The organism is Paraeggerthella hominis (assembly GCF_021044775.1).
Lineage (GTDB): Bacteria > Actinomycetota > Coriobacteriia > Coriobacteriales > Eggerthellaceae > Paraeggerthella > Paraeggerthella hominis.
This window is the reverse complement of sequence record NZ_JAJNOQ010000009.1, coordinates 1-25,804: the sequence shown is the minus strand read 5'-3', so window position 1 is coordinate 25,804 and position 25,804 is coordinate 1. Positions and strand designations below refer to the sequence as shown.

The window sequence follows — 25,804 nt, the reverse complement described above, 5'->3', positions numbered from 1 at the left end:
TAGCACGATATGTTGCTAAAATCACAACATATTGGGGAACGAATAGGCAACACACGCTATCGGTGCGACGAGGATCCGAAGGGCCCGCGAAGAAAATCGAACGTTGAGCTGGCCGATCCTCCAGGTGGAGCGCCAAAATCGCACCCTTTCCCGCATGTCTCTGCCCAAAGCACAACGACCCGACCGTGATCTGCGCTCCGACGAGCCCGTTGCCAGAGCGCAGATCACGGTCGGGTCGCCCCGCCTGCCGACTAGCCCACCAAGTCGAGCAGAGTCCCCAGGTTCTTCTTGCCGAAGCTCACGCGTTCGCCGTCGTTCATCACGACGCACGGCACGCTCATTACGTTGAAGCGCTCCTTCAAGTCCGGGAAGTGGTTCAAATCGTACACATCCGCGCGCACGTGAGGGTTCTCCGCCGCGATACGCTGCGCGGCCACCACCGCGTCCGGGCACATCGTGCACGAAAGCGAAACCAGCACCTTCAGGTCGATCGGCCGAGAGATCGCCGCGATAGCCTCGCGCGACTCGTCGTCGATAGGCTGCCCCGGACCCGCGGCGTTGTACAAGCCCAACACGAACGAGGTGAACTCGTGGCCTCCGGGAACGCCGTGGAACGCCAGGCCCGTCGCAGTCCCGTCCGCCCGATGCACCCGCACGCACGGGGCTTCGGCCTCTTCACCCGCATCCTCGCTCACCTCGACCGACAGCTTGTCCGTCAAACGCGCAAGCTCCTCCATGTAAGCTCGAAGCTCTTCGGACGCAGCGCCTTCGCCTAGCGAAAGACGCAGCACAAGCGAGCTCTCCATGCGCCCGAACACCGCATCCAACTGCGCGCGAGCCGCCTGGTCGAACAGGCCGCCGCCCTCTTGAGACGCATTCGCGGCAACGGGCAAGCTTGCCGCCCGTGCCGTCGCACGATCGGGCCGCACGGGAACCAAGCCCGTCCGCTCCTGCATCGCGGCCACGTAGCGCTCCATTTCCGTGGCGGCAAGCGCAGCCTCGCCCGTAGCCGTAACCACTTGGCGCAGCGCCTTTACGCACACGTCGCCTGCAGCGTACAAGCCCTCGACGCTCGTGCGCTGCGATCGGTCGGTCACGATGTAGCCGAATTCGTCAACCTCCGCCGCCTCGCGCACCAGCTCGGTTGCAGGCTCGTATCCGGCGAACACGAACACGCCGAACGAATCGCCCTCGGAGGCGCAACGCTTCGTCACCTCGCCGGTTGCAGCGTCGCGATAGCGCACGCACCGAACGGCGTCGTCACCCGAAACTTCCTCCAGCTGCGTATGGGGCAGCACCGTTATCTTGTCATGGGCACGCGCCTCGTCGGCAACCGAAGAGGCACAGGTGAAATCATCCGTAACCATGAGGATGGTCACGTGCGTCGCGTACTTGGTCAGAAACACGCCCTCCTCGGCGGCCGCGTAGCCGCCGCCCACCACGAACACTTCCTTGTCCTGGAAGAACTCGCCGTCGCAGGTGGCGCAGTACGCCACCCCGCGCCCTTGGAACGCGTCTTCGCCCGCAAAGCCCACGCGACGAGGATGCGCGCCCGTGGCAAGCAGCACGGCAAAGCACTGCAGGTCGCCGCGCGTGGTGCGCACGGTTTTCACGTCGCCTTCCAGATCAACGCCCACCGCCTCGGCCAGCAAGAACTCCGCGCCGAACGCTTCGGCTTGGCTGCGCATGGACTCCGCAAGCTCCTTGCCGCTCGAGCTCGGCACGCCAGGATAGTTCACGATCTCCGAGGTAATGGTTATCTGCCCGCCAAAATGGTCTTGCTCGACGACGATCACCCGGTAGCGGGCCCGGGCCAGGTACAACGCGGCGGTGAGCCCCGCAGGCCCACCGCCAACGATGACGGCGTCGTAAAGCGTCTGCTCGTTCGCCATATTCGGAAGAACTACAGCTGACCGACCAGGTCCAAGCTGGGCTTGAGCGTTTCAGCGCCGGGTTGCCACTTCGCAGGGCACACCTCGTCGCCGTGCTCGGCCACGAACTGGCTGGCCTGCACGCGACGGAACAGCTCGTCGGCGTTGCGGCCCACGTTGCCCGCGGTCACTTCGTACGCGACGATCTTGCCGTCGGGGTTCACGATGAAGCTTCCGCGCTCGGCCAGGCCGTCCTCTTCGATAAGCACCTCGAAGTCGCGCGCCAGGGCATGCGTCGGGTCGGCCAGCATGGGGTACTGGATCTTCTGAATACGCTCGGAAGCGTCGTGCCACGCCTTATGCACGAAATGGGTGTCCGTGGAAACGGAGTAGATCTCGCACCCGGCGGCCTTGAACTCGTCGTACTTGTTGGCCAGGTCCTCAAGCTCGGTGGGACACACGAACGTGAAGTCGGCCGGGTAGAAGAAGAACACGCTCCACTTGCCCAGGACGTCACCCTTGGTCACCGTCTTGAATTCGCCATCCTGAAACGCCTGCACGCTGAAATCGGCTACCTCTTTGTTGATCATAGACATGCTGAGCTCCTATCCACTAATGATATTGATTACTGATAAGGTCTTGCGGATATGATACTGCATCTATGCCATTTTGCTATGCGCTTCACAACATGCGCACAAGGGAGGAACGCAGCGCCGACGAAGGTCGGTTCGCAGCCCAAACCCCAAACTCCCGGCAGCGCCCGCTCCGCTCGCTGCTCAACCACAGCCCGCCCCCATCCCCGGGTCGACAGCAAGCCTTACGCAACCAGCCCTTCCAGGTCGAACCGATGCGTGCAGCACGCGCGCATGAACTCGTTGTCGTGCGTCACCACCACAACCGCAGCGCCCTCGTCGGCCGCGCATCGCAAAGCATCGGCCAGTTTGCGCATGCTGACAGCATCCAGGCCGCTGGTAGGCTCATCCAGCATGAGCACCGATCGACGCGAAACCAACCCGCACGCAATGGACAATCGCTGCTTCTGCCCGCCCGACAACGAAGCAGGATGACGGTCCCGGAGCCCATCGAGGCCCAACCGCTCGAGTATGCGCTCGGCATACGCCGCGCGCTCTTCGCTTTTCTCAACGAACAGCAGCAGCTCCTGGTCAACGCGCGCCGCAAAGAACTCCATGCTCACGTCGTTAGGGCTGTACCAAACCCGTTCGCGCAATCTTCGCCGGGAAAGCGCCGCGCCGCCTATGCGCACCTCGCCTGCATCGGGTCGCCGCAGCCCAACCACAACCTGAGCAAGGCTGGTCTTCCCCACGCCGTTGCTCCCCGTAAGCGCAAGAATCTGCCCCGAACGCACCTCGAAGCAAGCTCCCGAAAAAAGGACCTTCCTTCCGCGGGAAACCGTTAAGTCGCGCACGTCCAACACAGCCGGTTCCGGCACTGGACGTGCACCCTTCGAAGCCTCTTCCGAACGCACGGTCGAAGAATCCTCCGCCTCGAAGCCGGGTGCATGCAAAAGAGGGCGCCGCACGGGAGTCGGGCTGCGCACGCCCATCGCAGCGCGCTCGGCATCGGACATGCCCAACACGTCCGATCGCGAGAGCACCGCCTTCATTTCCCCGTGCTCCATATAGCAGAACCGATCGGCGCAATCCATCAGATAGGCAATGCGATGCTCCGCCACCACCAGCGCGTACCCTTGCCGCTTCAAGTCCATCAATACGGCGCCCAGCTCTTGGGCGGCAGCTTCGTCAAGGTTGGCGGACGGCTCGTCCATAGCAACGATGCGCGGCGCAGGAGCCAAAGCAGACGCAATGGCCACGCGCTGCTTCTGCCCGCTCGAAAGCTGATCCACGGGAATCCTGCGCAGATCGTTCAGCCCCAAGCGCCGAATAGCCGCGTCGGTTCGGCTCACCACTTCGGCGTGGGGATACCCGATGTTCTCGCAGCCGAACGCAACCTCTCCGGCAAGCTGGCTGGAGAAAAACTGGGTCGCCGGGTCCTGGAACACGCTGCCAACCAGCTCGGATCGCTGCCAAGCCGCAAGATCGCCCGCAAAACGGCCGCCCAGGAACACCTCGCCGGAAACGTCCCCACGATAGTACCCTCCGGCCAGCCCGTTCAGAATTCGCACGACCGTCGTCTTCCCGCTGCCCGATGCGCCCATCAGCACCACGCATTCCCCGGGCTTCACGCTCAAGTCCACGCCGTGAAGCGTCTCGGGCGCATCAAGATACGAAAAGCGCACCTGCACAAGCTGCGCAATAGGATCTTCCTGCATCCTCATCCACGCTCCTCACGAAAGCCAAACATAGGCGGCAATCGCCGCCGTGAACACAACCAAACACGCCGCATCCGCAAGCTTCACGGGGCTGCGATAGTAACTCGTTCGCCGCGTCGGAGCCTCGGCCGCACGAGCAACAGCCGAAGACGACAGCCGATCCGCGCTATCCACCAGCGAAAACATCAGGGGAACCAGAACGTGCTCGAACGCCTGAACAGGATCGCCCGCCACGCAGCGCAGCGAAAGCACGCCGCGCCTTCTGCACGACTCGCGCAAACGATGGACGCTCGAGCGAACCGTCGGCGGAAATCGCAGCAAAACAAGCGCGCCCACGATGAACTTCTTGGGAACGCGCGCCCTTGCCAGCGCAGCGCTTATCAAGCCCGGCGGCGAGAGCGCTACCGCAAGAGCCGCCACCATAACGGGATACGAGTTCAAGCCGGCATACAGATGCACCGGAGAAAACACCAAGATCCGGGCGTTCAGATACACCAGCAGCAGGTACACCCCGCCCAATACCGCATACGCGACAAGCAGCTTGAGCGCCATGCCGGCCCGCCCGCCAACGGCAAGGTAGGCCAGCAAAATCCCAGTCAGGAAAGGCGTGAACGGCGAACTGCCCGCAACCGAAACCGCAACCGCCGTCAAAACCAGCACCGCGGCCTTGGTGCCCATAGCAAACCCCGCCTCGCTCCAAGCGGGAGCAAGACGCATGACCTGCGGCTCCGACGCACGAGCGAACCGATTGCCTTGAGCATTTCCCTCCATGCTAGATAGCACCCGCCTTCGCAAAGTGCTTCTTCATAAGGCGCTTGCCCACAAGCGCGCCCAGCAATCCTCCGATTGCGGTGATCGCCACAATGCCGACCAGCCACTCCCAGCTTGTATAGTACTTAAGGTACGCGTCGATGTACGCCTGCCCCACTTGCCGGACTTCCAGCGTTTCTTGGATGTAGGCGGTCAAATTCACATATATGGGAATAATGGACGACAGAACGTACAAAGAGCTGTACGTCGTCCACGCCCCCACCACGCAATTGGGCTTCGACCGAAGAGCGGGCGTGCGCAAAAACAGCAGTTCGATGATCAAGCCGCCGGCAAAGTAAAACGGGATCATGTACCAGTAATTGCCCATCAAGCAAAACGCCAACGAAGTCAAACCCGCAAGGAATATCGTGGTGCCGAAGCGGTTGACCCTCATGATCATGAGGAAGTACAAAGGCGCGACGGCAAATGAGGAAATGGCCGTGCTGGCAACCATCGATACATCGATGTTGATCGTGCTGATGGCAGCAATCGAAATCTGAATCACGATGATCAAGGCGCTGAACAGCACCGCGGTCACCACTTCCTTAACGCCCCATCTTCGCGACTCGGCCCCGCCCTGAGCTTTCGGGGTGTTTTTCGCTGTCTGTTCCATATCAATCCTACTTTCAAACGTCATGTGTTCATACAGCTTCGGAGCCCGGCCGCCCACGCCGCCGGACTCCGGCCCAACCGCTAATCCCGGTCGGTGAGCCTCCAGCCTTCCGCTTGTTCGCGTTCGCGCCAGAACGACCGATACCGTCCGGGAACCCGCACCAACTCGGCATGGATTCCCAGTTGCGTGACCCGCCCATCCTCCAGAACGGCTATCTGGTCAGCTGCCGCAATGGTGGACAAGCGATGCGCGATCGCGATAACCGTGCGGTCCTTCGCCAGTTCGTGCATGGCCTCCACGATTGCCGCCTCGTTCTCGGCGTCGAGCGCCGCCGTCGCCTCGTCGAACAGCACGATGGGAGCATCTTTCAGAAGGGCGCGGGCAATGGCAACGCGCTGGCGCTCGCCGCCCGACAGGCGGCAGCCCCCCTCCCCGACCGGCGTGCCCCATCCCTGCTCAAGACGATCGGCTACCTCGTTCAAGCGGGCTGTGCGGGCGGCTCGGCGAACCTCTTCGGGAGAAGCGTCAGGACGCCCGATCAGCACGTTCTCCTCAATGGTGCCGTCGAACAGGTACACATCCTGAAACACCAACGACACCTGGCGCATCAGTTCGTCGGGCAGCATGTCCCGCACGTCCACGCCGCCAATGCTCACGCTGCCGCTGGACACGTCCCAGAATCGGGCAACCAGCCGGGTCAGAGTCGTTTTGCCGGAACCCGAAGGCCCGACCAGCGCCGTAAGGCTGTTCTCGGGGCAAACCAAGCTCACGTCCTTCAGCACCGTGCGGGTCCCATCGTAGGAGAACCCGACATTGTCGAAGGAGATGCGCGAACCGGCTGGAATCCGAGGATTCTTCGTCTCCGGCAGAGGAGCCTCGTTCAGAATCTCTTCCGATTCGTCCAGGGAGTTCTTCGCCACGCGCAAAGCCATGCCCTGCTGGCCGATCGAGGACAAGGGGTCGATGAACCGCAAGGAAAGAACGGCTACGAACACGTACGAGGCGACGTCGATCTGCCCCCAGCCCAGCAAAACCGTAGACACCGCGAACACGAGGGCAAACGTGGCTTGCACGAACAGCGTGTATTGCCCAACCGGAGCAGCGCACTTTCGCAACGTGTCGATCGTCGCTTTACGATCGTCCTCGAAGGCTCGCTCCAAAACGTCCCATCCGTCCACCGAACGCTTCGTCGCGCGCAAAACCGGTTGGGCATGGGCGAATTCGAGCACGCGCGCCGCAACCTCGGCGCTCGAACGCTCTTCTTCCCGATGGTTCGTTCCCGCAGCCTTCGCCATGCGACGCGAGCCCCAGAACAAGAACGGCCCCATGATCACGAATGCAAGGCCGATGCGCCAATCGATGAAGAAGAACAGCAGGCAAACCGCCGCAGGCGTCGTCACGGCCAAGATCATTTGGCGCATGAATACGCTTGGCATGTTCATGGCCATCTGCAAGTTCTTCGTAAGCAGAGTGGAAACCTGACCCGATCGCTCCTTCGTGAACCAGCCAAGCGGCAGGCGCACGATATGATCGCCCAGCTTGTCCTGAAGCGAATGCATCACTTCCTCGATACCGATGAGGTACCCGCGATTGTCGGCCCAGAATCCAATTCCGCAGTTCAGCAGCGCCAGTGCGGCCGCCAGGGCCAGCAGGTACGCCGCTGCAGCGTAGTCGCCAGCAACAAGCAATCGCAGCAAGGGAAGCAGCGCCACGTATATGGCCGCTTCCGACAGACCGCACAGCACGTACAAGAACGCTTGCAGCTTCACGCCGGTAGGCTTGCCCACCAGGTTGTCCATTTGAGTGGTTATCATCGGTCCTCACCTCCGAACGAACCCTCTTCCGAAGAGCCCGCGCATTCCGTCCCGCACGAAGCAGCATCGGCATGCGGGGCCTTTCCAATCGCATCCACCTGCTGGGACTTCCACAATGCCGCATAATGACCGTCCGCCGCCAAGAGCTCCGCATGGCAACCGCGCTCGATAATCCGACCGCGGCTCAACACCAGAATCTGGTCCGCATGCACGATAGTGTCCAGCCTATGCGCAATCACGATGGTCGTACGCCCCGTTGCAAGGGCGGTCAGCGCCCTTTGGATAGCCGTTTCGTTTTCGGGGTCCGCATGCGCCGTCGCCTCGTCGAGCACCAGGATGGGAGCGTCCTGCACGATGGCGCGCGCGATGGCAACGCGCTGCGCCTCGCCGCCCGAAAGGTCGGCGCCCTCGCTTCCCACCACGGTGTCGTAGCCGCAGGGAAGCTCCTCTATGCGTTCGTGAATCTGAGCCTTGCGCGCCGCCGCCACCATGTCCTCGTCGCTTGCGCCGGGCTTTCCCAAGCAAATGTTGTCCCGAATGCTCGCGCGCAGCAGCATGCTGTCCTGAAACACCACGGCAACCTGGGACAGCACGTCGCTCGAGGCAAGATCGGAAAGCGGCGTGCCGTTCATGCGCACCGCACCCGAAACCGGATCCCAGAATCGCGGGACCAAACGCGCGAACGTGGTCTTGCCGCTTCCGGAGTCGCCGACCAGGGCCGTCACGGTTCCCGGCTCAAGCTTGGCGTCAATCCCCTCCAAAACAAAAGGCGAGTCCGGGCCGTACGCAAACGACACGTCCTCGAAGTCGATATGCAGCGAACCGTCGCCCACGGACAGCGGGCTCTCCGGCTCTGCAAGCGGGGCAACATCCAGGACAGTGGCAAGGTGGTCGGCAGCCTGAACCGACTGCTGCAAAAAGCGCACCGACACGAACAGGGCAAGAATCGCCGAAGGGATTCCCACTCCCAGCACCAGAAACGGAATGCACTGTTCGAGCGTTATGATGCCCTGCGAAACGAAAAACAGCGTGGCGGCAGCCATGACCACCAACATGGTTGCAGGAGAGAACAAAGCTGAAATCAGGCTAAACGGATTGGAAGTGCTCTTGGTCCATTCGTAGCAGATCTTGGCCAACGCAGCCGTCGCCTCTCGATACCGCACACCGGCGCGGCTCGCCGAACCGAAGGTCTTCACCACGGCTATGCCGTCGATCATCTCGACGCTTGCCGAAGACACTTCGACCAATGCCTCGTTGTACTGCTTGTTGAGCGGACCGAAGTCCTTCATCATGAAGGGCCACGCCACCCCAATCACCGCAGCAAGGTAGACGACGACCAGCAAAGCGAATCGAGCGTCCACGGTAAACAGGTACACCAGGGGAATAAGCGGGGAAAGCAGCGCCGTGGTCACGTCCACCGGCGCATGCCCGACCGACTGATGCAAGTTGAGCACATCGTCGGTGGCAGCCTGCTTCACCTGAGCCGAGTTGTTGTCGCTGAACCATCCCAGCGGAACCTTGCCCAAATGCTCCACCAGCACGGTGCGCACGTGCACGCGGAAATCAGCATCGGCGTAATGGCAGCTGCTCGTGGCAAGCGCGAACAAAATCCTTCCCGCTACAGCGCCGGCAACGGCCAGAAGCACCCAGAAGGCAAGTTCGTCAAGCGAAGGCACGCCTTCGACAATCGAAATTTGCGCCACGCGCGTAATAGCGAAGTAGGGAACGAACCCGCACAGCGAGAAAAGCGCCGCTATCACGATGTTCTTGACAATTCGCCCCCTCACCGGCTCTATCAGGCGCACGTACACGCGCTGCGCGGCGGCCTTGTCTATAGATTCCATACGCAACTCTCTTCTCTCTTGGGAAATCGTGCGGACGAATCCGCCCTACGTTCATACGCCTCGATGTTAGTTATAGCTAACTTTAATTGGAAAGCATACCATGTTCAACACAGAAAATCCATGCTCTCGGAAACGCCTCGCAATCGCCGCTTCTTCAACCGCGAACCGCGTTCACGTCCTACCTATCGAGCCGCATCAACGCGTCCATCCCCTCCTCGTCCTTGACAGGCATGCGCGCTCTGTCTATATTCTGGAATCTAATTTCGATTTCAGATCAACTCAGGAGAGACCGTGACTCCGCGAACCGCCTATCGAACCAAGCAGAAAGCGCTCGTAGCCGAGTGCATGGATCGGCATGCGGACGAATTCCTCACCGTCGACGAAGTCTGGGGCAACCTGAAATCCCACGGATCAGCCATAGGCCGCACCACGGTGTACCGCACGCTCGAAGCAGCCGTCGCCCAAGGAGCCGTAGTCAAAGTTGCCGGCATCAAAGGAACCGCCGCGCGCTACCGCGCACGCAGCACCGACCAAGATCGGCAGGGACAGCTTTCGTGCATTCGCTGCAAAGCGGTGCTGCCGCTCGACTGCTCGATGCTGCAATCGTTTTCGCACCACGTCAAAGAACGCCATGGCTTTGAAATCGATCAGCGCAGAACCGTCCTGTACGGCCTGTGCGCAGCATGCGAAGCGCGCGATCGCCAAGAATCGGGGTCCTATGCAACCTAGCATGCGCTCAAGGCTCGCAGCCTGCATGATTGCAGCAAGCCTTGCCCTGGTTTCCCTGACCGCAAGCCTGACCATCGCCGACAAGGCGGTCCACGAATGCACCGGCGACGCATGTCCCCTCTGCCACCTCGTCGCATCCGGGCACGCCGCGCTCGCCCTTGCCTCATCGGAAGGCGCAAGCACGCTCGGATACGAAACAAGCCCGTCGTTTCTCGCGCATCCGAACGAACCCTCGTCCTCTCTAGAAACTTGCTGGTCACTCATCCACCAGAAAACAAGGCTGGACATCTGATCCTCCGCATGCATCGCGGCGCATCGGTCAACTCTTCGCGCTCGCGCACAACCCGTGCATCGCGCACAACCCACACCCTCTCCTTCAAATGATAGGATCGTATATGAACGCCTTTTCTCAGCGCGCCGCAAACGCGCCCCGAACTCCTGCACCCCTTATCGCCATCCTGGCAGTGCTGGGGCTTTTGATCGCATCGATGCTCGCAGGATGCGCTTCCTCCCAGACCGCCTCGCAGCAAGACGATCAGGGCTCCCGAAAAGTCCACGTGGTAGCCAGCTTCTACCCCTTGTACGACTTCGCCCAGAAAATCGGAGGAGACCGAGTCACGGTCACGAACCTGGTTCCCGCCGGAACCGAACCTCACGATTGGGAGCCTTCGACCGCCGACATGAAAACCATCGAGTCCGCCAACGTGTTCGTGTACAACGGAGCGGGAATGGAGCATTGGACCCACGACGTGCTCCACAGCATTCAGAACAAGCACCTGGTAAGCGTTGCAGCTTCCGACGGCATAGCGCTGCTTCCGGCTGCTTCGGAAGACGAGCATGACCACGGCCATGCCGACGACCACGCGCACGAGCACGGCGAAGACGCCGACCACGGTCGATACGACCCCCATGTGTGGCTTGCCCCCGAAAACGCAAAACGAGAAATGAAGAACATCCGAGATGCCCTCGTGCAAGTCGACCCCGACGGCAAAGACGTCTACGAAGCGAACTACCAAACCTGGTCTGAAAAGCTTGACGACCTGCACAAAGCGTACGAAACCAAGCTCTCCTCGGTGCCGAACAAGACCATCGTGGTGTCGCATCAGGCTTTCGGATATCTGTGCGATGCCTACGGTCTCACCCAAATGCCCATTGAAGGCATGGAGGCGGATGCCGAGCCGAACGCCAAGGACATGGCGCGCATCGTCGACTTCGTGAAGGCCAACAACGTCAGCGTGATTTTCTCCGAAGAACTCGTCAGCCCCAAAATAGCCCAGGCGATAGCCGACGCAAGCGGCGCTTCATGCGAACAGCTCAATCCGCTCGAAGGCTTGACACAAGAGCAAATCGACGCGGGGCAGGATTACGTCTCGGTAATGACGGAAAACCTCGACAAACTGGTCAAGGCGCTCTCGTGAACCAGCGCGTTGCGTCTTCGCCTCATCCCGCAGTCGTTTTCGACAACGTACGGTTCTCGTACCGAACCTCGCCCGTACTCAAGGGCGCGAGCTTCACGCTCGCGCCCGGCGGGTTCTACGTGCTTGCCGGAGCAAATGGATCCGGCAAATCAACCTTGATCAAGCTGCTGCTTGCCGAGCTCTTCCCGAACGAGGGCGCCATCCAGCTGTTCGGGCAGGACGCGCGATCGTTCAAGTCATGGCAGCACGTGGGCTACGTCCCCCAGCAGGCGCCCGCGGACTACCGCCGCTTCCCCGCAACCGTGCTCGAGACGGTTCGAGCCGGCCTCTATGCGGAATCGAAGCCGATCCTTCCCTACCGGTCCGCGCATCGAGCGAAAACGCTCGACGCCCTGCGCCAAGTCGGGCTGACGGGTTTCGAGCAGCACCTGATAGGAGAGCTTTCCGGAGGGCAGTTCCAGCGCATGCTGCTCGCCCGCGCAATCGTGGCGAAGCCGAAGCTGCTCGTGCTCGACGAGCCCACGAGCAACCTCGACGATGCCAGCGCGCAGGCCCTTGCGCGAACCGCCAGCGAAGCAGCCTCTTCGCTGGGAACCACCGTGCTGCTCGTCACGCACGATCGGGCGCGGCTGCCCCGCCTGCACGCGAGCATGCTCGTGCTCGAGTCCGGCACGATACAGGAAAAGCCCCTGAACGCCATCAAGGAGGAGGTGCCATGTTCGAGTACTTGTTCATGCAGCGAGCCTTCGTCGCCGGCCTGATCCTTGGCATCGCGGTGCCGTGCGTAGGCGTGGTCGTGGTTCTCAAACGCCTGTCGATGATGGGCGACGCGCTCTCCCACACCGCTTTGGCCGGCGTGGCGGGCGGCCTTATCGCGGGAATCAACCCTGTGCTGGGAGCGACCATCGCCTGCCTGGGAGCCGCCGGGGCCATCGAGGTGATCCGGCGTCGGTTCGAAGGGCACGCAGAGCTTGCCATCGCCATCGTCATGTCGTGCGGCATCGGGCTGGCCGGCGTGCTTTCCGGATTCGTCCCGAACGCCGCCAGCTTTTCCAGCTTCCTGTTCGGCAGCATCGTCACCGTCAACGACGACGACCTGCTTGCCGTGGCGGCCGTAGGCGCAACGGTGCTTTTGCTGTGCGCGCTCATGCGCAAGGAGCTGTTTTTGGTCACGCTTGACGAACGAGCTGCACGCCTTGCGGGCGTGCGCACCAAAACCGTGAACGCGGCCTTCATCCTGATCACCGCGCTTTGCGTATCCGTTGCGGCCCGCACCGTCGGAGCGCTCATCGTTTCGTCGATGATGGTGGTGCCCGTTGCCTGCGCCCTGCAGATAGCCCGCAGCTGGAAGCAGATCGTCATCCTGTCGTGCGGGATCGGCGTGACCATAACCGCCATCGGCTTGACGGTCTCCTACGAGCTCGGGCTCAAGCCCGGCGGAACCATCGTGCTCATAGGCATCGGCGCCCTTGCGCTCGTGCTCGTTGCAAAGCACCTCCGCATGCGTCTCCGCTCGACGACGCGCCGTTCAACCCGCTGACGCGCGCACTGCAACGTCACCGCCGCAGCAAAAAAGACGACCCGCCCGGCCAACGGCACCGGTGCGGGTCGTCCAACGAAAAGCGATAGGACCTATTTCCCCGATCCGCCCACGTCGTCCAAGCGCGCCTCCAAAGGCAGCGGCTCCTCGAAGGCGCCGCCCGCCCCCTGACCGCCCTTCGATTCGTCGTCGCCCCACGGCAGGATCATGTTCAGCGCAATGCCCACGACCGAGCCCACGGCCAAGCCGGACAGCGAGATGGTCACGTCGCCCACGGGAACCACGATCGCGCCCGCAGCGCTGTAGGCGATTCCCAGCGACAGCACCAGGATGAGCGCCGTGATCAAAACGTTGCGGCTCTTCATGAAGTCCACGTGATTCTCCACCAGGTTGCGAATACCCACTGCGGAAATCATGCCGTACAGCACCAGCGACACGCCGCCGATAACGCACGCCGGCATCGCAGCGATGACCGCCGCGAACTTCGGGCAGAACGAAAACGCGATGGCGAAGCAAGCGGCTATGCGAACAACGCGCGGATCGAACACCCGCGTCAGCGCCAGCACGCCCGTGTTCTCGCCGTACGTCGTATTGGCCGGAGCCCCGAACAGCGATGCCAGAATAGTGGCCAAGCCGTCGCCCAGAAGCGTGCGGTGCAGCCCGGGGTTGGCAATGTAGTTGCGATTGCACGTGGAGCTGATAGCCGACACGTCGCCGATATGCTCGATCATCGTAGCGAACGCGAGCGGCATGATGGTGATGATGGCGGTAATGGCCAAGCCGGTGTCGAAACCAGGGCCGAACAGCGAGAACACCGTGTTGTCCCACAGCACCGGCAAGCCGATCCAGGAAGCCTCGACAACGCCGGAGAAATCAACCTCTCCCGCAAACGACGCCACCAGATACGATCCCACCACGCCCAGCAAAATGGGGATGATCTTCACCATGCCGCGACCCCAGATGTTCGCCACCACGATGATGGCGATGGCAACCAGCGCGATAGGCCAGTTCGTCGACGCATTGCCGATGGCAGAGCTCGCCAGGATCAGGCCAATGGAAATCACGATGGGGCCGGTCACCACCGGCGGGAAGAAGCGCATGACGCGCGTCGGCCCGAACACGCGGAACAGCGCCGACAGCACCAGGTACAAAAGGCCCGCGCAGGCAACGCCCAAGCAGGCATACGGTAGAAGGTCGGCCTCGCCGTTCGGCGCGATGGCCGCATAGCCGGCGATGAACGCGAACGACGATCCGAGAAACGCCGGAACCTTCCCCTTGGACAGCAGGTGGAACAGCAGCGTCCCCACGCCCGCGAACAAAAGAGTCGCCGAAACCGAAAGCCCGGTCAGCGTGGGAACCAGGATAGTGGCCCCGAACATGGCGAACATATGCTGCAAGCCGAACACCGCCATCTTGGGCGCGCCCAGCGAACGAGCATCGTACACGGCATCCGGACTGTCTTGCGCCCCCATGGTGGGCACGGCGTTTTTGTCGCTCACGTGTCAAACCCCTGTCTGTCGAATCCCTCCGCTAGCCTGCCCGGAACCGGACGCGGCACAAATCCTGCCTATTGTGCCACAACAGAGAGCCCCGTGCGCGCTCAATGCCGCCGAGTTGCAGGACCCTTCTTCCGAGAGCCCTTGCCTCGACGCCCGTCATCGGGCTTCGCCTTCCTGCTCGGATGATCCCGCTTCTCGCCCTTATCGGGCCTTATCAAGCACGTCGGGCCGTACCCGATCAGGTCCATCCTCCCCGCGCGGCGCAAGGCTTCAAGCACCAATGCGTGGTTCTTCGGATCACGATACTGAATGAGCGCTCGCTGCAGAGCCTTCTCGTGCGGCTGCTTCGGCACGTACACGGGCTGCATCGTGCGCGGATCCACGCCCGTGAAGTACATGGCGGTCGACATGGTGGAAGGCGTCGGGTAGAAGTCCTGGACTTGCTCGGGCATGTAGCCCAGATCCCGACAGTACTCGGCCAGCTCGATAGCCTCGTCCAGCGTCGATCCCGGATGCGACGACATAAGGTACGGCACCGCGAACTGCTTGAGCCCCAGCTGCCGATTGACCTGGTTGAACTTCTCCAGGAACCGATCGTACACAGCGCGTCGAGGCTTACCCATCACCGAAAGCACTGCGTCCGACACGTGCTCCGGGGCTACGCGCAGCTGCCCGCTTACATGATGCGCGCACAGCTCCCGCACGAAGTCGTCGCCGTGTTCCCTGTCCGCCAGCACGTAATCGAAGCGAATGCCCGAGCGCACGAACACCTTCTTCACGCCGGGCAGCTTGCGCAACGTGCGCAGCAGCTCCAAGTAATCCTCGTGATCAGCCTCGAGCTGACGGCAAGGATCGGGAAACAGACACCGCTTCCCCAGGCAGGCCCCGTGCTTCATCTGCTTGGCGCAGGCCGGCGCGCGGAAGTTCGCCGTCGGGCCGCCCACGTCGTGAATGTACCCCTTGAAGTCAGGATCCTGCACGATAAGCTCGGCCTCCGCCACAAGCGACTCATGGCTGCGAGCCTGCACGATGCGCCCCTGATGAAACGTCAGCGCGCAAAACGAGCATTCGCCGAAGCACCCGCGGTTGCTGGTCAGGCTGAATTTCACTTCCTTGATAGCCGGGACGCCGCCGGCGCTCTCGTACATCGGGTGGTACGTGCGCGCGAACGGAAGCCGCGACACCGCGTCCAGCTCCGCCTGGGTCAAGGGGGCGGCAGGCGGGTTCTGCACCACGAACTCGTGATCGGAATACGGCTCTACCAGACGCATGCCCGTGAACGGGTCGCTGTTTCGGTACTGCACGGCAAAGCTGCGCGCGTAATTCAGCTTGTCGGCCTGCAAATCATCGAAAGACGGCAACATCTCGGCATCGTACACATGGTCCAAGGAACGCGCACGATACGCGGTGCCGTCGATGAACGTAAGGTCCTCGATGGAAAGGCCCGCCGCCAAAGCGTCGGCTATCTCCACCACCGAATGCTCCCCCATGCCGTACGACACCAGGTCGGCGCCGGAATCAAGGAGTATCGACCGCTTGAGCTTGTCCGACCAGTAATCGTAATGCGCCATCCGCCGCAGGCTCGCTTCGATTCCGCCAAGCACGATGGGAGCCTTCTTGTACGTTCGCCGTATCAGGTTGCTGTAGACCACCGCCGCATGGTTCGGACGCTTCCCCGCTTCGCCTCCCGGCGAGTACGCATCGGTGCGGCGGCGCTTCTTCGCAACCGTGTAGTGGTTCACCATGGAATCCATGTTACCCGCCGAGACGAAAAACGCCAATCGCGGCTCCCCGAACACGGCGATGCTGTCCGGATCGTTCCAGTCGGGCTGCGCGATAACGCCCACCTTGTACCCGTGCGCCTCGAGCAAACGCGTGATGATGGCCGTCCCAAACGAAGGGTGGTCCACGTACGCGTCGCCCGACACGTACACGAAATCAACCTGGTCCCAGCCTCGCTGCTCCATATCAACCCGGCTGACCGGTAAAAATCGCTCCCCCACGCCTGCGCCTCCGTCTTCCTTGCCGTCGCAACGCAAACAGCCCGCCGAAGCGCTCGGCTTCAACGGGCTGCACTTACCGTTCCATACTACCAGGTTTGTCGGTTCTACCGAGGCGGTTGCTGGCCTGCGGCCCTTGCTTGCGCCGCCTCGATCTCGAACGGCATCGGATCATCTTGGCCGCGCCATGCTGGAACCTCGAACTGACGCGTCCAGTACCCCAGCGCGCGCGAAACCATAGCCAAAACGAACACGCTCAGCATCATGGACAGCACGCCGCATGCCACGGCCAGCACCACGATCAGCGCCAAAAGCCCGGGGAGCGCCGCGAACAGAACCGCGGGGCTGTCCGTATGAACCACCGGAATGCCCGCAACCAAGCCAATCGCCAGGCCCGCCAGCATGATGCCTATCGTAACCACCGATATGACGAACCCCGCAACCACCCATAGCAGCAACGCCATGCCCAAGATGCGAGCCAAGCCGCCGAAATCATGGCGTATCATGGCCCAGATCTTGCCGAACTGCAAGCCTGGAGCCAGTCGGCCGTAAATGCTCATACGCATGATGCCCACCGCCGCGAACACCACGGCGAACAACGTTCCGGCGAAAACGACCACCGAGAACAGCAACGAGAACAGCCCGAAAAACGCAAGCGTCCCGCCGTATCCGTAGCCGTAACCCGACCAGTTCGCGCCAATGCCCGTGACCATAGCCCAAACAAACTCCAGCACCCAGGGAATAAGCATGCACACCAAGCCTATGACCAGCGCAAAAAATCCGCGGCTGTACAGCTTGCCGTCTTCGTTGCCGAATATGCGAGCAGGCATGGGCGCATGCACGTTCCAAGCAACATCGCGCGCCCATCCGAACAAGTATCCGAAAACGACAATCCACCCGAACACGGGGATCAGTCCAACCAGCGACAACACCGCAAGCTTGCCGAACCAACCCGGCGAGTTCTTGATATCGTTCCAGGCGGCGCTAAAATAACCTGTCTGCATAGCGAGCCTCTTCTTCTCTTGCTTTCGTTTTTCCCACCATACACGCGCGGGATTGCTGCGCAATAATTCGTTGCCATTCCGTCAGCGGCAAAGAGCGTAAAAGAGCCCGCTGCAGTGCAGCGGGCTCTGTGCAAAGTTCGTTGAACCAGCGAGTTACTTCAGGGTAACAGCAGCGCCGGCTTCCTCGAGCTTGGCCTTGATCTCCTCGGCCTTCTCCTTGTTGACGCCCTCCTGGACAGCCTTCGGAGCGCCCTCGACGACCTCCTTGGCCTCCTTCAGGCCCAGACCGGTGATCTCGCGGACAACCTTGATGACAGCGATCTTGTTGTCGCCGAAGCCCTCGAGGACAACGTCGAAGTCGGTCTTCTCCTCAGCGGCAGCGCCACCGTCGGCAGCCGGAGCGGCAGCCACGGCCACGGGAGCAGCGGCGGACACGCCGAAGGTCTCCTCGATGTCCTTAACCAGCTCGGAAGCCTCGAGCAGCGACATTTCCTTCAGGGCCTCGATGATCTCTTCACGAGTAACAGCCATGTTAGTTTCCTTTCAAAACGGCCGGAGGTTCCGGCCTCTTCTGTTTCATACCATCAGGCGGCATTTCCTATGCCGCCAACGCTGCATTTACGCAGCTTCCTTCTGATCGGCCACAGCCTTCGTGACCTGGGCAAGACCGCTGGGCACGCCGTTGAGGGCAACAGCAAGACCGCGGGCAACACCGGAAATAGCACCGGCGATCTGAGCGATGAGCTCTTCGCGGGACGGCAGAGAAGCAATAGCTTCCACCTCGGCAGCCGAAACAGCTGCGCCTTCCATCAAGCCGCCTTTGATCTCAAGGTTCTTGTTGGTCTTGGCGAAGTTCTTGACGGCCTTAGCAGCGGCAGCCACGTCCTCACCAGCGAACACGAACGCGCTCGGACCTTCCAGCATGTCCTCCAGCGTGGGCAGCTCGGCCTCGGCCAGGGCGATGTGCATCAGGGTGTTCTTGTACACCTTCAGGCTCGCGCCAGCTTCACGGATCTCCGAGCGCAGGGCCTGGATCTCCTTCACGCTCAGGCCGCAGTAATCCACGACCCACACAGCGGAAACGCCGTTCAGATCTTCCTTGATCTTGACCAGCGTCTCTTGGTTCTTTACGTTGGGCATTGGTACACCTCCTTTTCCTCAAACTCGGGTTCCGCCCCTTGCGGGTGGGATCGTCGCTTGAAGAAAAGAAACGACCCCTGCCGTCCAAAGACAACAGGGGCCGTCAAAGCGCGAAACTTATCAGAACCACCTCGGCGGGCCGCGTCTCTTCGCGATTAAACCTTTCGGTGCCTGCTGTCTTGGGCAGCGGAACTGCATCCATTAACGCCGCTTCGAAGAAGCAGCCCTTATATTCTGACAGGCTTTTTCAGAATGTCAAGAAAAAAGTGCGGGGCCTCCCATTTTTCGGAAAGCCCCGCACCTGTCGTTTCATGCAAGCGAACTACGCCGCATTCCCCTGAGCATCGCCCGTTGCCTGAGCCTGCTCGGCGGTCTTTTCCGCCGCATCGCTCGAAGACTTGACGCTGCCGGAGCCGCCGATGATCTCCTGTGCAGGATTCGTCGGCTCGGCCTCCACGTAGGTGAACTCGATCGTGTCGCCTTCCTTGTATCCGACGATCTCGATCAGCCCGGGCAACGCGAAGTCATAGATGCTGGAACCCTCGGCAAGCTTCACGTAGAAGTGGGAGTTGCCTTCCACGACCGCCTGGGCAATGTGAGAGATCGTGCCCTTCGCCTCGAGCGCGCCCGTATCCACGTCGCCATCGGAAAGAACGCCGTTCGTTGCCAACAGAGCCTGGTATGCCTTCTGGCATTCGGCAACCGTGTTGCCCACGGCCACATTCTGGTAGCGCTGGATATCGAGCATGGCGAACTGCTTCACCAGACCGGCGTCGTCCTTCAAAGCCATGAAGTACGTCGGCTGCCCCGAGACGTTGATCAGAAGCGGGAACGTCGCACGGTAGCGCAAGTTCTGAACCTGGCCCTCTGCGGACTGCATAGCCGATTCTTCCGTCGCGCCCGAAACCGAGTAGAAATGCGATTCGGCCGTACGCTGGTTGATCAGCACGAAGCCCACAATGGAGTTGTCCGCCGTGGCCGAGGTCACGCCCGTGTACACCCACACGTCATCGTCTTTGGCAATGTAGTTGTAACCCAGGTTGCCATCGGTTCCCGGCGTGGTCTGCACCACGTTGCGCTGACCCAGAACGGAGTTCAGCCAGCCGTCCTTGTACTTGCCCGACCAGTTGTACTGCTCAAGCAGAAGATCGGTCGGATACGCATGGTCGACCCACTGCGGAACGTCCTGGATGGCCAGATCCTGCGTCTCGCCCGTGGTGGCGTCAACCATGACCACGCGCTGGATGGTGGTGCCGCCGAACAGCCCGATGGTGCGGGTCTGCACCGGGCAGATCCACCACGGATGCCCCTCGTCGTCGATCTCGAAGGACTTCTGATCGAACATGTAGAAGGGGTAGCTCAACTGCACGTGGCGATCGATGTTGCGCGCAAGCGGCTCGGACTCGGAATAGTAGATGGGGCTATCGCCAAGCTTGACGATCTCGGCATCCTGCGTCGTCATGTTCACCAAGGCGTAAGCCGGAATGCCGCCATCGCGGTTCGTGAACCACTTGAACAGGTCCGCGTAACCAAGCGGGCTCACGCGAACGGGCGCGCTCTGGTAATTGATCTGGCTGTACAGAGGCGAGATCTCGAACTGGCTCACGAACTCGGGAATGGAACCCATCTCGCGGTTGCCCAGCAGGATGGCCGAGCTGCGGTCGATAACGGGAATCTCCGAGTAATTGACCTCTTTGATGTCCTGCGCGAAGTTGTCTTCGGTCGTCTGCAGCACGTTCGCGTACTTCGCGGCGTTGCCCGGGAAGATGGACAGCGACGCCACCGCTCCCACAACGCCCAGCAGCGCAACCAGAATCGGCAGGTACGACGCCCACTTGAACGCCTTCGCCTTGCCAGGGCTCGGATCCACCTTGCTCGTGCCCGTCTCATAGCTGCGCGACTTGCCCCAGAACAGCAGGAACAACGGCAGCAGGATGAACATGGCCACGAACATCCACGTGTCCGTGCTGTGGATGTTGATGGGCGGATGGAACCACCAATACGCGCACAAGCCCACGATGACGATGAGGATGGCAGCCCCGATAAGAGCCTTCTTTCCCCAAGCAGCCACCTGGTCGGCGAACGGGATCTCCACGTTCACGTGCGGCGGCTTTCCACCGCCGCCATTGCCCGAACCCGCAGCGGAATCGCTTGCGCGCCCACCGCGTCCGGCGTTGTCTCCGTCGTTGTTGAACGGCGAGCCGGTGCCCGAACCGCCGAAACCTCCGTCGACGTCCACGCCCGACTGTTTAAGCGCTTCGAGCAGCGCTTCAAATCCGGATGTCTGTTTCACGGCATCCCTTTCAGTCTTTCCCCGATACTAAATGCTTAACTATACACCAAGGCGCTCGATCGAATGCGACGATCAAGCGCCCTCGTTACCTTCTTCTTACAAAAGATTCCGAAGCACGAACTGAAGAATGCCTCCGTGCTCGTAATAGCGCCCCTCGGTCGGCGTATCCACCCGCACGATCGCCTGGAACTCCACTGCCGTTCCGTCTTCGCGCTCGGCCCGCACGCCCACCACGCTCGGCTCGGGCAGCCCTGCCGAAAAATCGATCGGAGCTATCGTGTACCGCTCCGATCCGTCCAGACCCAAGCTCTCGGCGTTCTCTCCGTCCAGGAACTGCAACGGCAAAATGCCCATGCCGATCAAATTGCTGCGATGGATGCGCTCGAAGCTCTCGGCGAACGCAGCCCGAATGCCCAGCAGCATGGGGCCCTTGGCCGCCCAGTCGCGGCTCGAGCCGCTGCCGTACATCTTGCCCGCCACCACGACCAACGGCACGCCGGCATCCCCGTACTTCATCGCAGCATCGAACAGCGGGCGAATCTGCCCGTCCGTGAAATCGCGCGTCCAGCCGCCCTTCTTGCCCTCGGCCAAAAGGTTCTGCAGCTTCACGTTGGCGAAGGTGCCGCGCATCATCACTTCGTGATTGCCGCGGCGTGCGCCGTACGTGTTGAAGTCAGCCGGCGCCACCCCGCGCTCCTCAAGATAGCGAGCAGCCGGAGAGTCCGCCGCAATGGATCCGGCCGGAGAGATGTGGTCCGTCGTGATGAAATCGCCCAAGCGGCCCAGCACGCGCGCTCCCTCGATGGCCTCGGGCGCCGAAGGCTCGCGCTCCATGCCGTCGAAGTACGGGGCGCGACGCACGTACGTCGACGCATCGTCCCATGCGAAGGTGTCGCTCGGTTCTTTCCCGAGCGCCTGCCAGGCAGCATCGCCGTCGTAGAGCCCGCGCGTGCCCGCCTCGTACAGCTCGCGGGTAACGCACCTCTCCACCAAAGCGTCGATCTCTTCCTCGGTCGGCCAGATGTCGGCCAGCAGCACCGGCGTGCCGTCCGGGCGCGTGCCCAGCGCATCGTGCTCCAGGTCGACGTCCATCGTGCCCGCAAGCGCGTACGCGATGACCTCAGCCGGAGCAGCCAGGTAGTTCTGGGATACATCGGGCGAGATGCGTCCTTCGAAGTTGCGGTTGCCCGACAAAACGCTCGCCAGTTCCACGTCGTCAGCCACGTCGTGCAGCGCATCCAAAATAGGACCGGAGTTCCCGATGCAGCTCATGCATCCGAAGCCGCACGTGTAGAATCCCAAGCTACGCAAACCGTCCAACAGCTCCGCGCGCTCCAGCAAAAGCTCGGTGGCCTTGCTGCCCGGCGCCAAAATGCACTTGACCCACGGCTTCGGCGAAAGCCCCGCCTCCGCCGCCTTGGCAGCAAGCAGGCCCGCTGCCAGCATCATGCGAGGGTCGGTGGCGGTCGTGCAGCTGGTCACCGCTGCAATGGCAAGCGCACCATGCGTGATGTCGAAAGCCTGGCCCCGTACATCCACCTGGACGGTCTGGCGCAGATCCAGACCCCGATCGGCGCACACCGCGCGGAAACGCTCCTGCACGCCGGACAGGGAAATCCTGTCGTGCGGACGCGACGGCCCCGCCAACGACCGCTCGACCTCGCTCAAATCAAGCTCGATAACCTCGGCATAAGCACGCTCTTGAGCGGCGGGGTCGTTCCAAAAACCCTGCGCCTTCGCGTACGCTTCCACCAGTGCAACCTGCTCGTCAGAGCGTCCCGTCAGGCGCAGGTACGCCAACGTCTGCTCGTCAACCGGAAACAAGGTGCACGTGCTGCCGTACTCCGGCGTCATGTTGGAGATGCACGTACGCTGCGTGGCGTTCAAGCTGTCCAAGCCCGGGCCGAAGCATTCCACGAAGCACCCGACCACGCCCTTCGCCCGCAGCATCTGAGCGAACGTCAGCGCCACGTCCATGGCGGCAACGCCCTCGGACAACCGGCCCGTCAGCTTCACGCCCACCACGCGCGGCACGAGCGTGGTGATCGGCTGGCCGAGCGCCGCAGCCTCGGCTTCGATGCCGCCGACGCCCCAGCCCAGCACGCCGATGCCGTTGGCCGTCGGCGTATGGCTGTCGGTGCCCACCAGCGTGTCGAAGTAAGCTACTGGAGCTTCTCCTTCGGCAACTGCAACGCCCGCCGCATATGACGTCATGACCACGCGCGCGAACTGCTCGATGTTCAGCTGATGGCAAATGCCCGCTCCCGGCGGCACGATGCGCACGTTGTCGAACGACTCCTGAGCCCACTTCAGGAAGTCGTAGCGCTCGCGGTTGCGCTCGAACTCCAGCTCCATGTTGCGCTCAAGGGCGCCCGCGCAGCCAGCTTCGTCGGCTATCACGGAATGGTCGATCACCAAATCGCACGGGATCTGCGGATTGATCTTAGCGGGATCTCCGCCCAACTGCGCGCACGCTTCGCGCATCACGGCGAAATCAACGAACACGGGCACGCCCGTGAAGTCCTGGAACAGCACGCGCGCCGGGCAGAATTCAACCTCGCTGCCCACCTCGCCCGCATTTCCCGCAGCAACAATACGTCCCGCCAGCTTCTCCGCCGCCTCAGAGTCCTCGGCGTTGCGCAGAACGTTCTCGAGCAAAACCGTCAACGCGTACGGAAGGCGTTCGGAACCAGGAACCCCCGCAACGGGATAGTACGTGTACGCCGCGCCGTTCACCTCAAGCGTAGCGGCAAACCGATCGTTCTTGACCGTCATCGACGACCTCCTCCTCTAATCCATCTGCTCAAGCGCTTCTTCAAGCGCCGCAGTAAACTCAGAACAACGTGCAGCCCGCTCGCTCGACCTTGTAGCCTTGCGAATGTCGGCGGTCAGGTACTTACCGTCGGCATACACGGCGCGCACCGCGCGACGGATGCGCTCGGCCGCCTCGCGCTCGCCCACATGATCAAGCATCATAGCGGCGGACAGGATCTGCGCTGTCGGGTTCGCCTTGTCCTGCCCCGCGATGTCGGGAGCGCTGCCGTGCACGGCTTCGAACACTGCATAGCGCTTGCCGATGTTCGCCCCAGGGGCAATGCCCAAGCCGCCCACCAAACCAGCAGCCAAATCGCTTGCTATGTCACCGTACAGGTTCGGGAACACCACCACATCGAATTGGGAGGGGTCCACCACCATGTTCATGCAGAACGCATCCACTATGCGATCGTCGAACCCTATCGACGCCGCGCGCTCTTCGGCAACCTCCCGCGCAACGCGCAGGAACAAGCCGTCCGAGTGCTTCATGATATTGGCTTTGTGAACGGCGGTGACCTTCGTGCGCCCATGTTTGGCCGCATAGTCGAAAGCGTACTCCACAATGTCGCGCGTCGCCGTCACCGAAATAGGCTTCACGGAAATGCCCGAGTCCGGGCGAATCGCTCCCGCACCCGTCTCTTCGCAGAAGCGTATGAGATCGCGTGCAGCTTGCGAACCTTCCTCGAACTCGATGCCAGCGTACAGGTCTTCCGAGTTCTCGCGCACGATCACCATGTCCACGTCATCGTAGCGACCGCCCGCCCCGGGAAGCGACAACACGGGACGCAAGCAGACGTACAGTCCGAGCGCCCTTCGCAGGGCGACGTTAACGCTGCGAAAGCCCGTGCCCACAGGCGTGGTAATGGGTCCTTTGATGGCCACGCCGTTTCGCTTGACCGCTTCTATCGTCGAGTCGGGCAAAGGCGTGCCGCAATTCTCCATCGTATGCGCGCCTGCTTCGGCGACCTCCCACGCGATGGCGGCACCGCTCGCTTCAACCACGCGCTGCATTGCAGCCGAGGTTTCCAAGCCTATACCGTCGCCGGGAATCAACGTCACGGTACGCTTTGCCATGCCTCCTCCTTCTTGCCCCTTGCTGGCTCAGCTCTATCTGCCAAAAGAATAGGCGCCCGATTGGCGCAGAACGAAAGCGGGCCTTAGGCCCGCCTGGTATCGAGAATACGCTACTTCGATTGCACGTTGTCGAGGATTTGCTGCGCGCGGCGCTTGAGCGCGCCCTTGCCGTTCGAGGCGTCGAAAGCCATGCGCGAAGCAAGTTCGTCCTTCACCTGAGAAGACAGCTTGCCCGACGAAAAGTCAACCACGGCAACCAGCATGTCCTGAAATTCAAAATCCCCGTGATAGCACTGAATTGCCTCGTCGATAAGCGGCCATATACGCTCGGAGCGATTCTCCGTTGTAGCCCCCAGCTTGCACAAGAAGCGCATAGCCGCAAGGCGAACAGGGCCGCTCTCCTCATCGAACAGAGCCGTCTCAGCGCCCGGAACCGCCTTGTCGCAAGTGCGGGAGTCATGATCGACCATGCCAGCCAGCACGTCAAGACACTCCCAGCGCGTCTGGGCTTCCGGTCGGTTAAGCGCGTCGATAAACGCATCGCCGTACGGAACGAACAGATCGGCGTGGTCTTTCGAAAGGAAGGCAAGCGCAGCCGCAGCATTTTGACGGCCCCGACGAGACGGGCCCGAAAGCGCGTTTACCAGCTGGATGAATTGACGTTCGTTGCCAAGTGCTTCTTCTGCGATGGTTTTTGTCCCCTGCGTCTTTTCGCTCACCAGACCACTCCTCTGCCCTCATGTGGGAAAATGCAGCTACTAGTATTCGCTTTCATTATACCCTTCGCCCCGATCCCTCTTTGGATCCGGCGCAGAATCAACACGACGCCCCGGCGGACGGCCCCGCGCAGCTCTCGCGCGCGTCCCCCCAAGCGCAGAAAGGGCCCCGGAACCTGTTACGGCTCCGGGGCCCCTCCCCGCGATCGGCGGCAAACGCCGAGCGCCCTGCGCGAGCGCGACGTCCTATCCTCCCACAGCCTTGCGCTGCAGTACTTTCGGCGATGGCGGTCTTAACTTCCGGGTTCGGAATGGGACCGGGTGATCCCCGCCTC

21 protein-coding genes, 1 rRNA gene and 1 other annotated feature are annotated in these 25,804 nt (G+C 61.8%); of the genes, 5 read left to right on the top strand and 17 right to left on the bottom strand.

All coding sequences use genetic code 11. The features are described 5' to 3' along the window. Positions 1-251: 251 nt before the first annotated feature. The 7 genes from LQE90_RS09780 to LQE90_RS09750 all read right to left on the bottom strand — a co-directional run bounded on the left by LQE90_RS09780 (position 252) and on the right by LQE90_RS09750 (position 9,242). Positions 252-1,892 carry an FAD-dependent oxidoreductase gene (locus LQE90_RS09780; protein WP_216529578.1) on the bottom strand — a complete coding sequence of 547 codons (1,641 nt, stop codon included), beginning with the start codon at positions 1,890-1,892 and terminating at the stop codon, positions 252-254. Between the two features lie 11 nt (positions 1,893-1,903). After that, positions 1,904-2,467 carry an alkyl hydroperoxide reductase subunit C gene (gene ahpC, locus LQE90_RS09775; RefSeq protein ID WP_114567524.1) on the bottom strand — a complete coding sequence of 188 codons (564 nt, stop codon included), beginning with the start codon at positions 2,465-2,467 and terminating at the stop codon, positions 1,904-1,906. Between the two features lie 221 nt (positions 2,468-2,688). Further along, positions 2,689-4,167: an ABC transporter ATP-binding protein gene (locus LQE90_RS09770; RefSeq protein ID WP_231088283.1), complete on the bottom strand. Its 1,479-nt coding sequence runs from the start codon at positions 4,165-4,167 to the stop codon at positions 2,689-2,691. A gap of 9 nt (positions 4,168-4,176) precedes the next feature. Continuing rightward, a complete protein-coding gene (locus tag LQE90_RS09765) occupies positions 4,177-4,932 on the bottom strand; it encodes an energy-coupling factor transporter transmembrane component T (RefSeq protein ID WP_231088282.1) in 756 nt (251 codons plus the stop codon). Position 4,933: 1 nt separating this feature from the next. Beyond that, on the bottom strand, positions 4,934-5,584 hold the full coding sequence (locus LQE90_RS09760; protein ID WP_114567526.1) for an MptD family putative ECF transporter S component: 651 nt from the start codon (positions 5,582-5,584) through the stop codon (positions 4,934-4,936). An 80-nt stretch (positions 5,585-5,664) separates the two neighbouring features. Continuing rightward, positions 5,665-7,398 carry an ABC transporter ATP-binding protein gene (locus LQE90_RS09755; protein WP_216529577.1) on the bottom strand — a complete coding sequence of 578 codons (1,734 nt, stop codon included), beginning with the start codon at positions 7,396-7,398 and terminating at the stop codon, positions 5,665-5,667. Further along, entirely contained in the window at positions 7,395-9,242 is a 1,848-nt protein-coding gene (locus LQE90_RS09750) for an ABC transporter ATP-binding protein (RefSeq protein ID WP_216529576.1), read from the bottom strand. The genes LQE90_RS09755 and LQE90_RS09750 overlap by 4 nt, the downstream gene beginning before the upstream one ends. 291 nt (positions 9,243-9,533) lie before the next feature. Here LQE90_RS09750 and LQE90_RS09745 point away from each other — a divergent pair, with 291 nt between their 5' ends. The 5 genes from LQE90_RS09745 to LQE90_RS09725 all read left to right on the top strand — a co-directional run bounded on the left by LQE90_RS09745 (position 9,534) and on the right by LQE90_RS09725 (position 12,929). After that, entirely contained in the window at positions 9,534-9,971 is a 438-nt protein-coding gene (locus LQE90_RS09745; protein WP_114567529.1) for a Fur family transcriptional regulator, read from the top strand. Positions 9,972-9,996: 25 nt separating this feature from the next. Further along, complete coding sequence (locus tag LQE90_RS09740; RefSeq protein WP_114567530.1) at positions 9,997-10,263, top strand: hypothetical protein; 267 nt, start codon at positions 9,997-9,999, stop codon at positions 10,261-10,263. Between the two features lie 103 nt (positions 10,264-10,366). After that, the gene (locus LQE90_RS09735; protein WP_216529575.1) at positions 10,367-11,389 is read left to right on the top strand and encodes a metal ABC transporter substrate-binding protein; all 1,023 of its coding nucleotides are present in this window, start codon (positions 10,367-10,369) and stop codon (positions 11,387-11,389) included. Then, entirely contained in the window at positions 11,386-12,150 is a 765-nt protein-coding gene (locus LQE90_RS09730; RefSeq protein WP_216529574.1) for a metal ABC transporter ATP-binding protein, read from the top strand. Before LQE90_RS09735 ends, LQE90_RS09730 begins: the two co-directional genes overlap by 4 nt. Further along, entirely contained in the window at positions 12,105-12,929 is an 825-nt protein-coding gene (locus LQE90_RS09725; RefSeq protein ID WP_216529573.1) for a metal ABC transporter permease, read from the top strand. Before LQE90_RS09730 ends, LQE90_RS09725 begins: the two co-directional genes overlap by 46 nt. 92 nt (positions 12,930-13,021) lie before the next feature. Here LQE90_RS09725 and LQE90_RS09720 read toward each other — a convergent pair whose 3' ends face one another. The 10 genes from LQE90_RS09720 to rrf all read right to left on the bottom strand — a co-directional run. After that, positions 13,022-14,401: a uracil-xanthine permease family protein gene (locus LQE90_RS09720; RefSeq protein ID WP_216529638.1), complete on the bottom strand. Its 1,380-nt coding sequence runs from the start codon at positions 14,399-14,401 to the stop codon at positions 13,022-13,024. A gap of 128 nt (positions 14,402-14,529) precedes the next feature. Next, positions 14,530-16,431, bottom strand: a complete 1,902-nt coding sequence (locus LQE90_RS09715; RefSeq protein WP_216529572.1) for a YgiQ family radical SAM protein — start codon at positions 16,429-16,431, stop codon at positions 14,530-14,532. Positions 16,432-16,535: 104 nt separating this feature from the next. Next, positions 16,536-17,432, bottom strand: coding sequence for a DUF4013 domain-containing protein (locus LQE90_RS09710; RefSeq protein ID WP_114567535.1), 897 nt, complete (start codon positions 17,430-17,432; stop codon positions 16,536-16,538). Positions 17,433-17,585: 153 nt separating this feature from the next. Beyond that, the gene (gene rplL / locus LQE90_RS09705; RefSeq protein WP_114567536.1) at positions 17,586-17,963 is read right to left on the bottom strand and encodes a 50S ribosomal protein L7/L12; all 378 of its coding nucleotides are present in this window, start codon (positions 17,961-17,963) and stop codon (positions 17,586-17,588) included. A gap of 87 nt (positions 17,964-18,050) precedes the next feature. Then, positions 18,051-18,572, bottom strand: coding sequence for a 50S ribosomal protein L10 (gene rplJ / locus LQE90_RS09700; RefSeq protein ID WP_114567537.1), 522 nt, complete (start codon positions 18,570-18,572; stop codon positions 18,051-18,053). A gap of 59 nt (positions 18,573-18,631) precedes the next feature. Then, positions 18,632-18,774, bottom strand: a sequence feature (ribosomal protein L10 leader region). Between the two features lie 120 nt (positions 18,775-18,894). Next, complete coding sequence (locus LQE90_RS09695) at positions 18,895-20,865, bottom strand: putative periplasmic lipoprotein (RefSeq protein ID WP_114567538.1); 1,971 nt, start codon at positions 20,863-20,865, stop codon at positions 18,895-18,897. A 96-nt stretch (positions 20,866-20,961) separates the two neighbouring features. Then, positions 20,962-23,640, bottom strand: coding sequence for an aconitate hydratase AcnA (acnA, locus tag LQE90_RS09690; protein WP_216529571.1), 2,679 nt, complete (start codon positions 23,638-23,640; stop codon positions 20,962-20,964). A gap of 15 nt (positions 23,641-23,655) precedes the next feature. Next, positions 23,656-24,753 (bottom strand): isocitrate/isopropylmalate dehydrogenase family protein, encoded by a 1,098-nt coding sequence (locus LQE90_RS09685; RefSeq protein WP_216529570.1) that lies wholly within the window; start codon positions 24,751-24,753, stop codon positions 23,656-23,658. A gap of 110 nt (positions 24,754-24,863) precedes the next feature. Then, the gene (locus LQE90_RS09680) at positions 24,864-25,472 is read right to left on the bottom strand and encodes a HEAT repeat domain-containing protein (protein ID WP_114567541.1); all 609 of its coding nucleotides are present in this window, start codon (positions 25,470-25,472) and stop codon (positions 24,864-24,866) included. A 230-nt stretch (positions 25,473-25,702) separates the two neighbouring features. Further along, a 5S ribosomal RNA gene (rrf, locus tag LQE90_RS09675) occupies positions 25,703-25,804 on the bottom strand; the annotation flags it as partial.

What these genes read in the sequence shown, in the direction of transcription:
- LQE90_RS09710 (WP_114567535.1), bottom strand. Translation starts at nt 17,432, where the DNA reads ATGCAGACAGGTTATTTTAGCGCCGCCTGGAACGATATCAAGAACTCG.
- acnA (WP_216529571.1), bottom strand. Translation starts at nt 23,640, where the DNA reads ATGACGGTCAAGAACGATCGGTTTGCCGCTACGCTTGAGGTGAACGGC.
- LQE90_RS09750 (WP_216529576.1), bottom strand. Translation starts at nt 9,242, where the DNA reads ATGGAATCTATAGACAAGGCCGCCGCGCAGCGCGTGTACGTGCGCCTG.
- LQE90_RS09760 (WP_114567526.1), bottom strand. Translation starts at nt 5,584, where the DNA reads ATGGAACAGACAGCGAAAAACACCCCGAAAGCTCAGGGCGGGGCCGAG.
- LQE90_RS09755 (WP_216529577.1), bottom strand. Translation starts at nt 7,398, where the DNA reads ATGATAACCACTCAAATGGACAACCTGGTGGGCAAGCCTACCGGCGTG.
- rplJ (WP_114567537.1), bottom strand. Translation starts at nt 18,572, where the DNA reads ATGCCCAACGTAAAGAACCAAGAGACGCTGGTCAAGATCAAGGAAGAT.
- LQE90_RS09685 (WP_216529570.1), bottom strand. Translation starts at nt 24,753, where the DNA reads ATGGCAAAGCGTACCGTGACGTTGATTCCCGGCGACGGTATAGGCTTG.
- LQE90_RS09720 (WP_216529638.1), bottom strand. Translation starts at nt 14,401, where the DNA reads ATGGGGGCGCAAGACAGTCCGGATGCCGTGTACGATGCTCGTTCGCTG.
- rplL (WP_114567536.1), bottom strand. Translation starts at nt 17,963, where the DNA reads ATGGCTGTTACTCGTGAAGAGATCATCGAGGCCCTGAAGGAAATGTCG.
- LQE90_RS09740 (WP_114567530.1), top strand. Translation starts at nt 9,997, where the DNA reads ATGATTGCAGCAAGCCTTGCCCTGGTTTCCCTGACCGCAAGCCTGACC.
- LQE90_RS09765 (WP_231088282.1), bottom strand. Translation starts at nt 4,932, where the DNA reads ATGGAGGGAAATGCTCAAGGCAATCGGTTCGCTCGTGCGTCGGAGCCG.
- LQE90_RS09770 (WP_231088283.1), bottom strand. Translation starts at nt 4,167, where the DNA reads ATGAGGATGCAGGAAGATCCTATTGCGCAGCTTGTGCAGGTGCGCTTT.
- LQE90_RS09725 (WP_216529573.1), top strand. Translation starts at nt 12,105, where the DNA reads ATGTTCGAGTACTTGTTCATGCAGCGAGCCTTCGTCGCCGGCCTGATC.
- LQE90_RS09735 (WP_216529575.1), top strand. Translation starts at nt 10,367, where the DNA reads ATGAACGCCTTTTCTCAGCGCGCCGCAAACGCGCCCCGAACTCCTGCA.
- LQE90_RS09780 (WP_216529578.1), bottom strand. Translation starts at nt 1,892, where the DNA reads ATGGCGAACGAGCAGACGCTTTACGACGCCGTCATCGTTGGCGGTGGG.
- ahpC (WP_114567524.1), bottom strand. Translation starts at nt 2,467, where the DNA reads ATGTCTATGATCAACAAAGAGGTAGCCGATTTCAGCGTGCAGGCGTTT.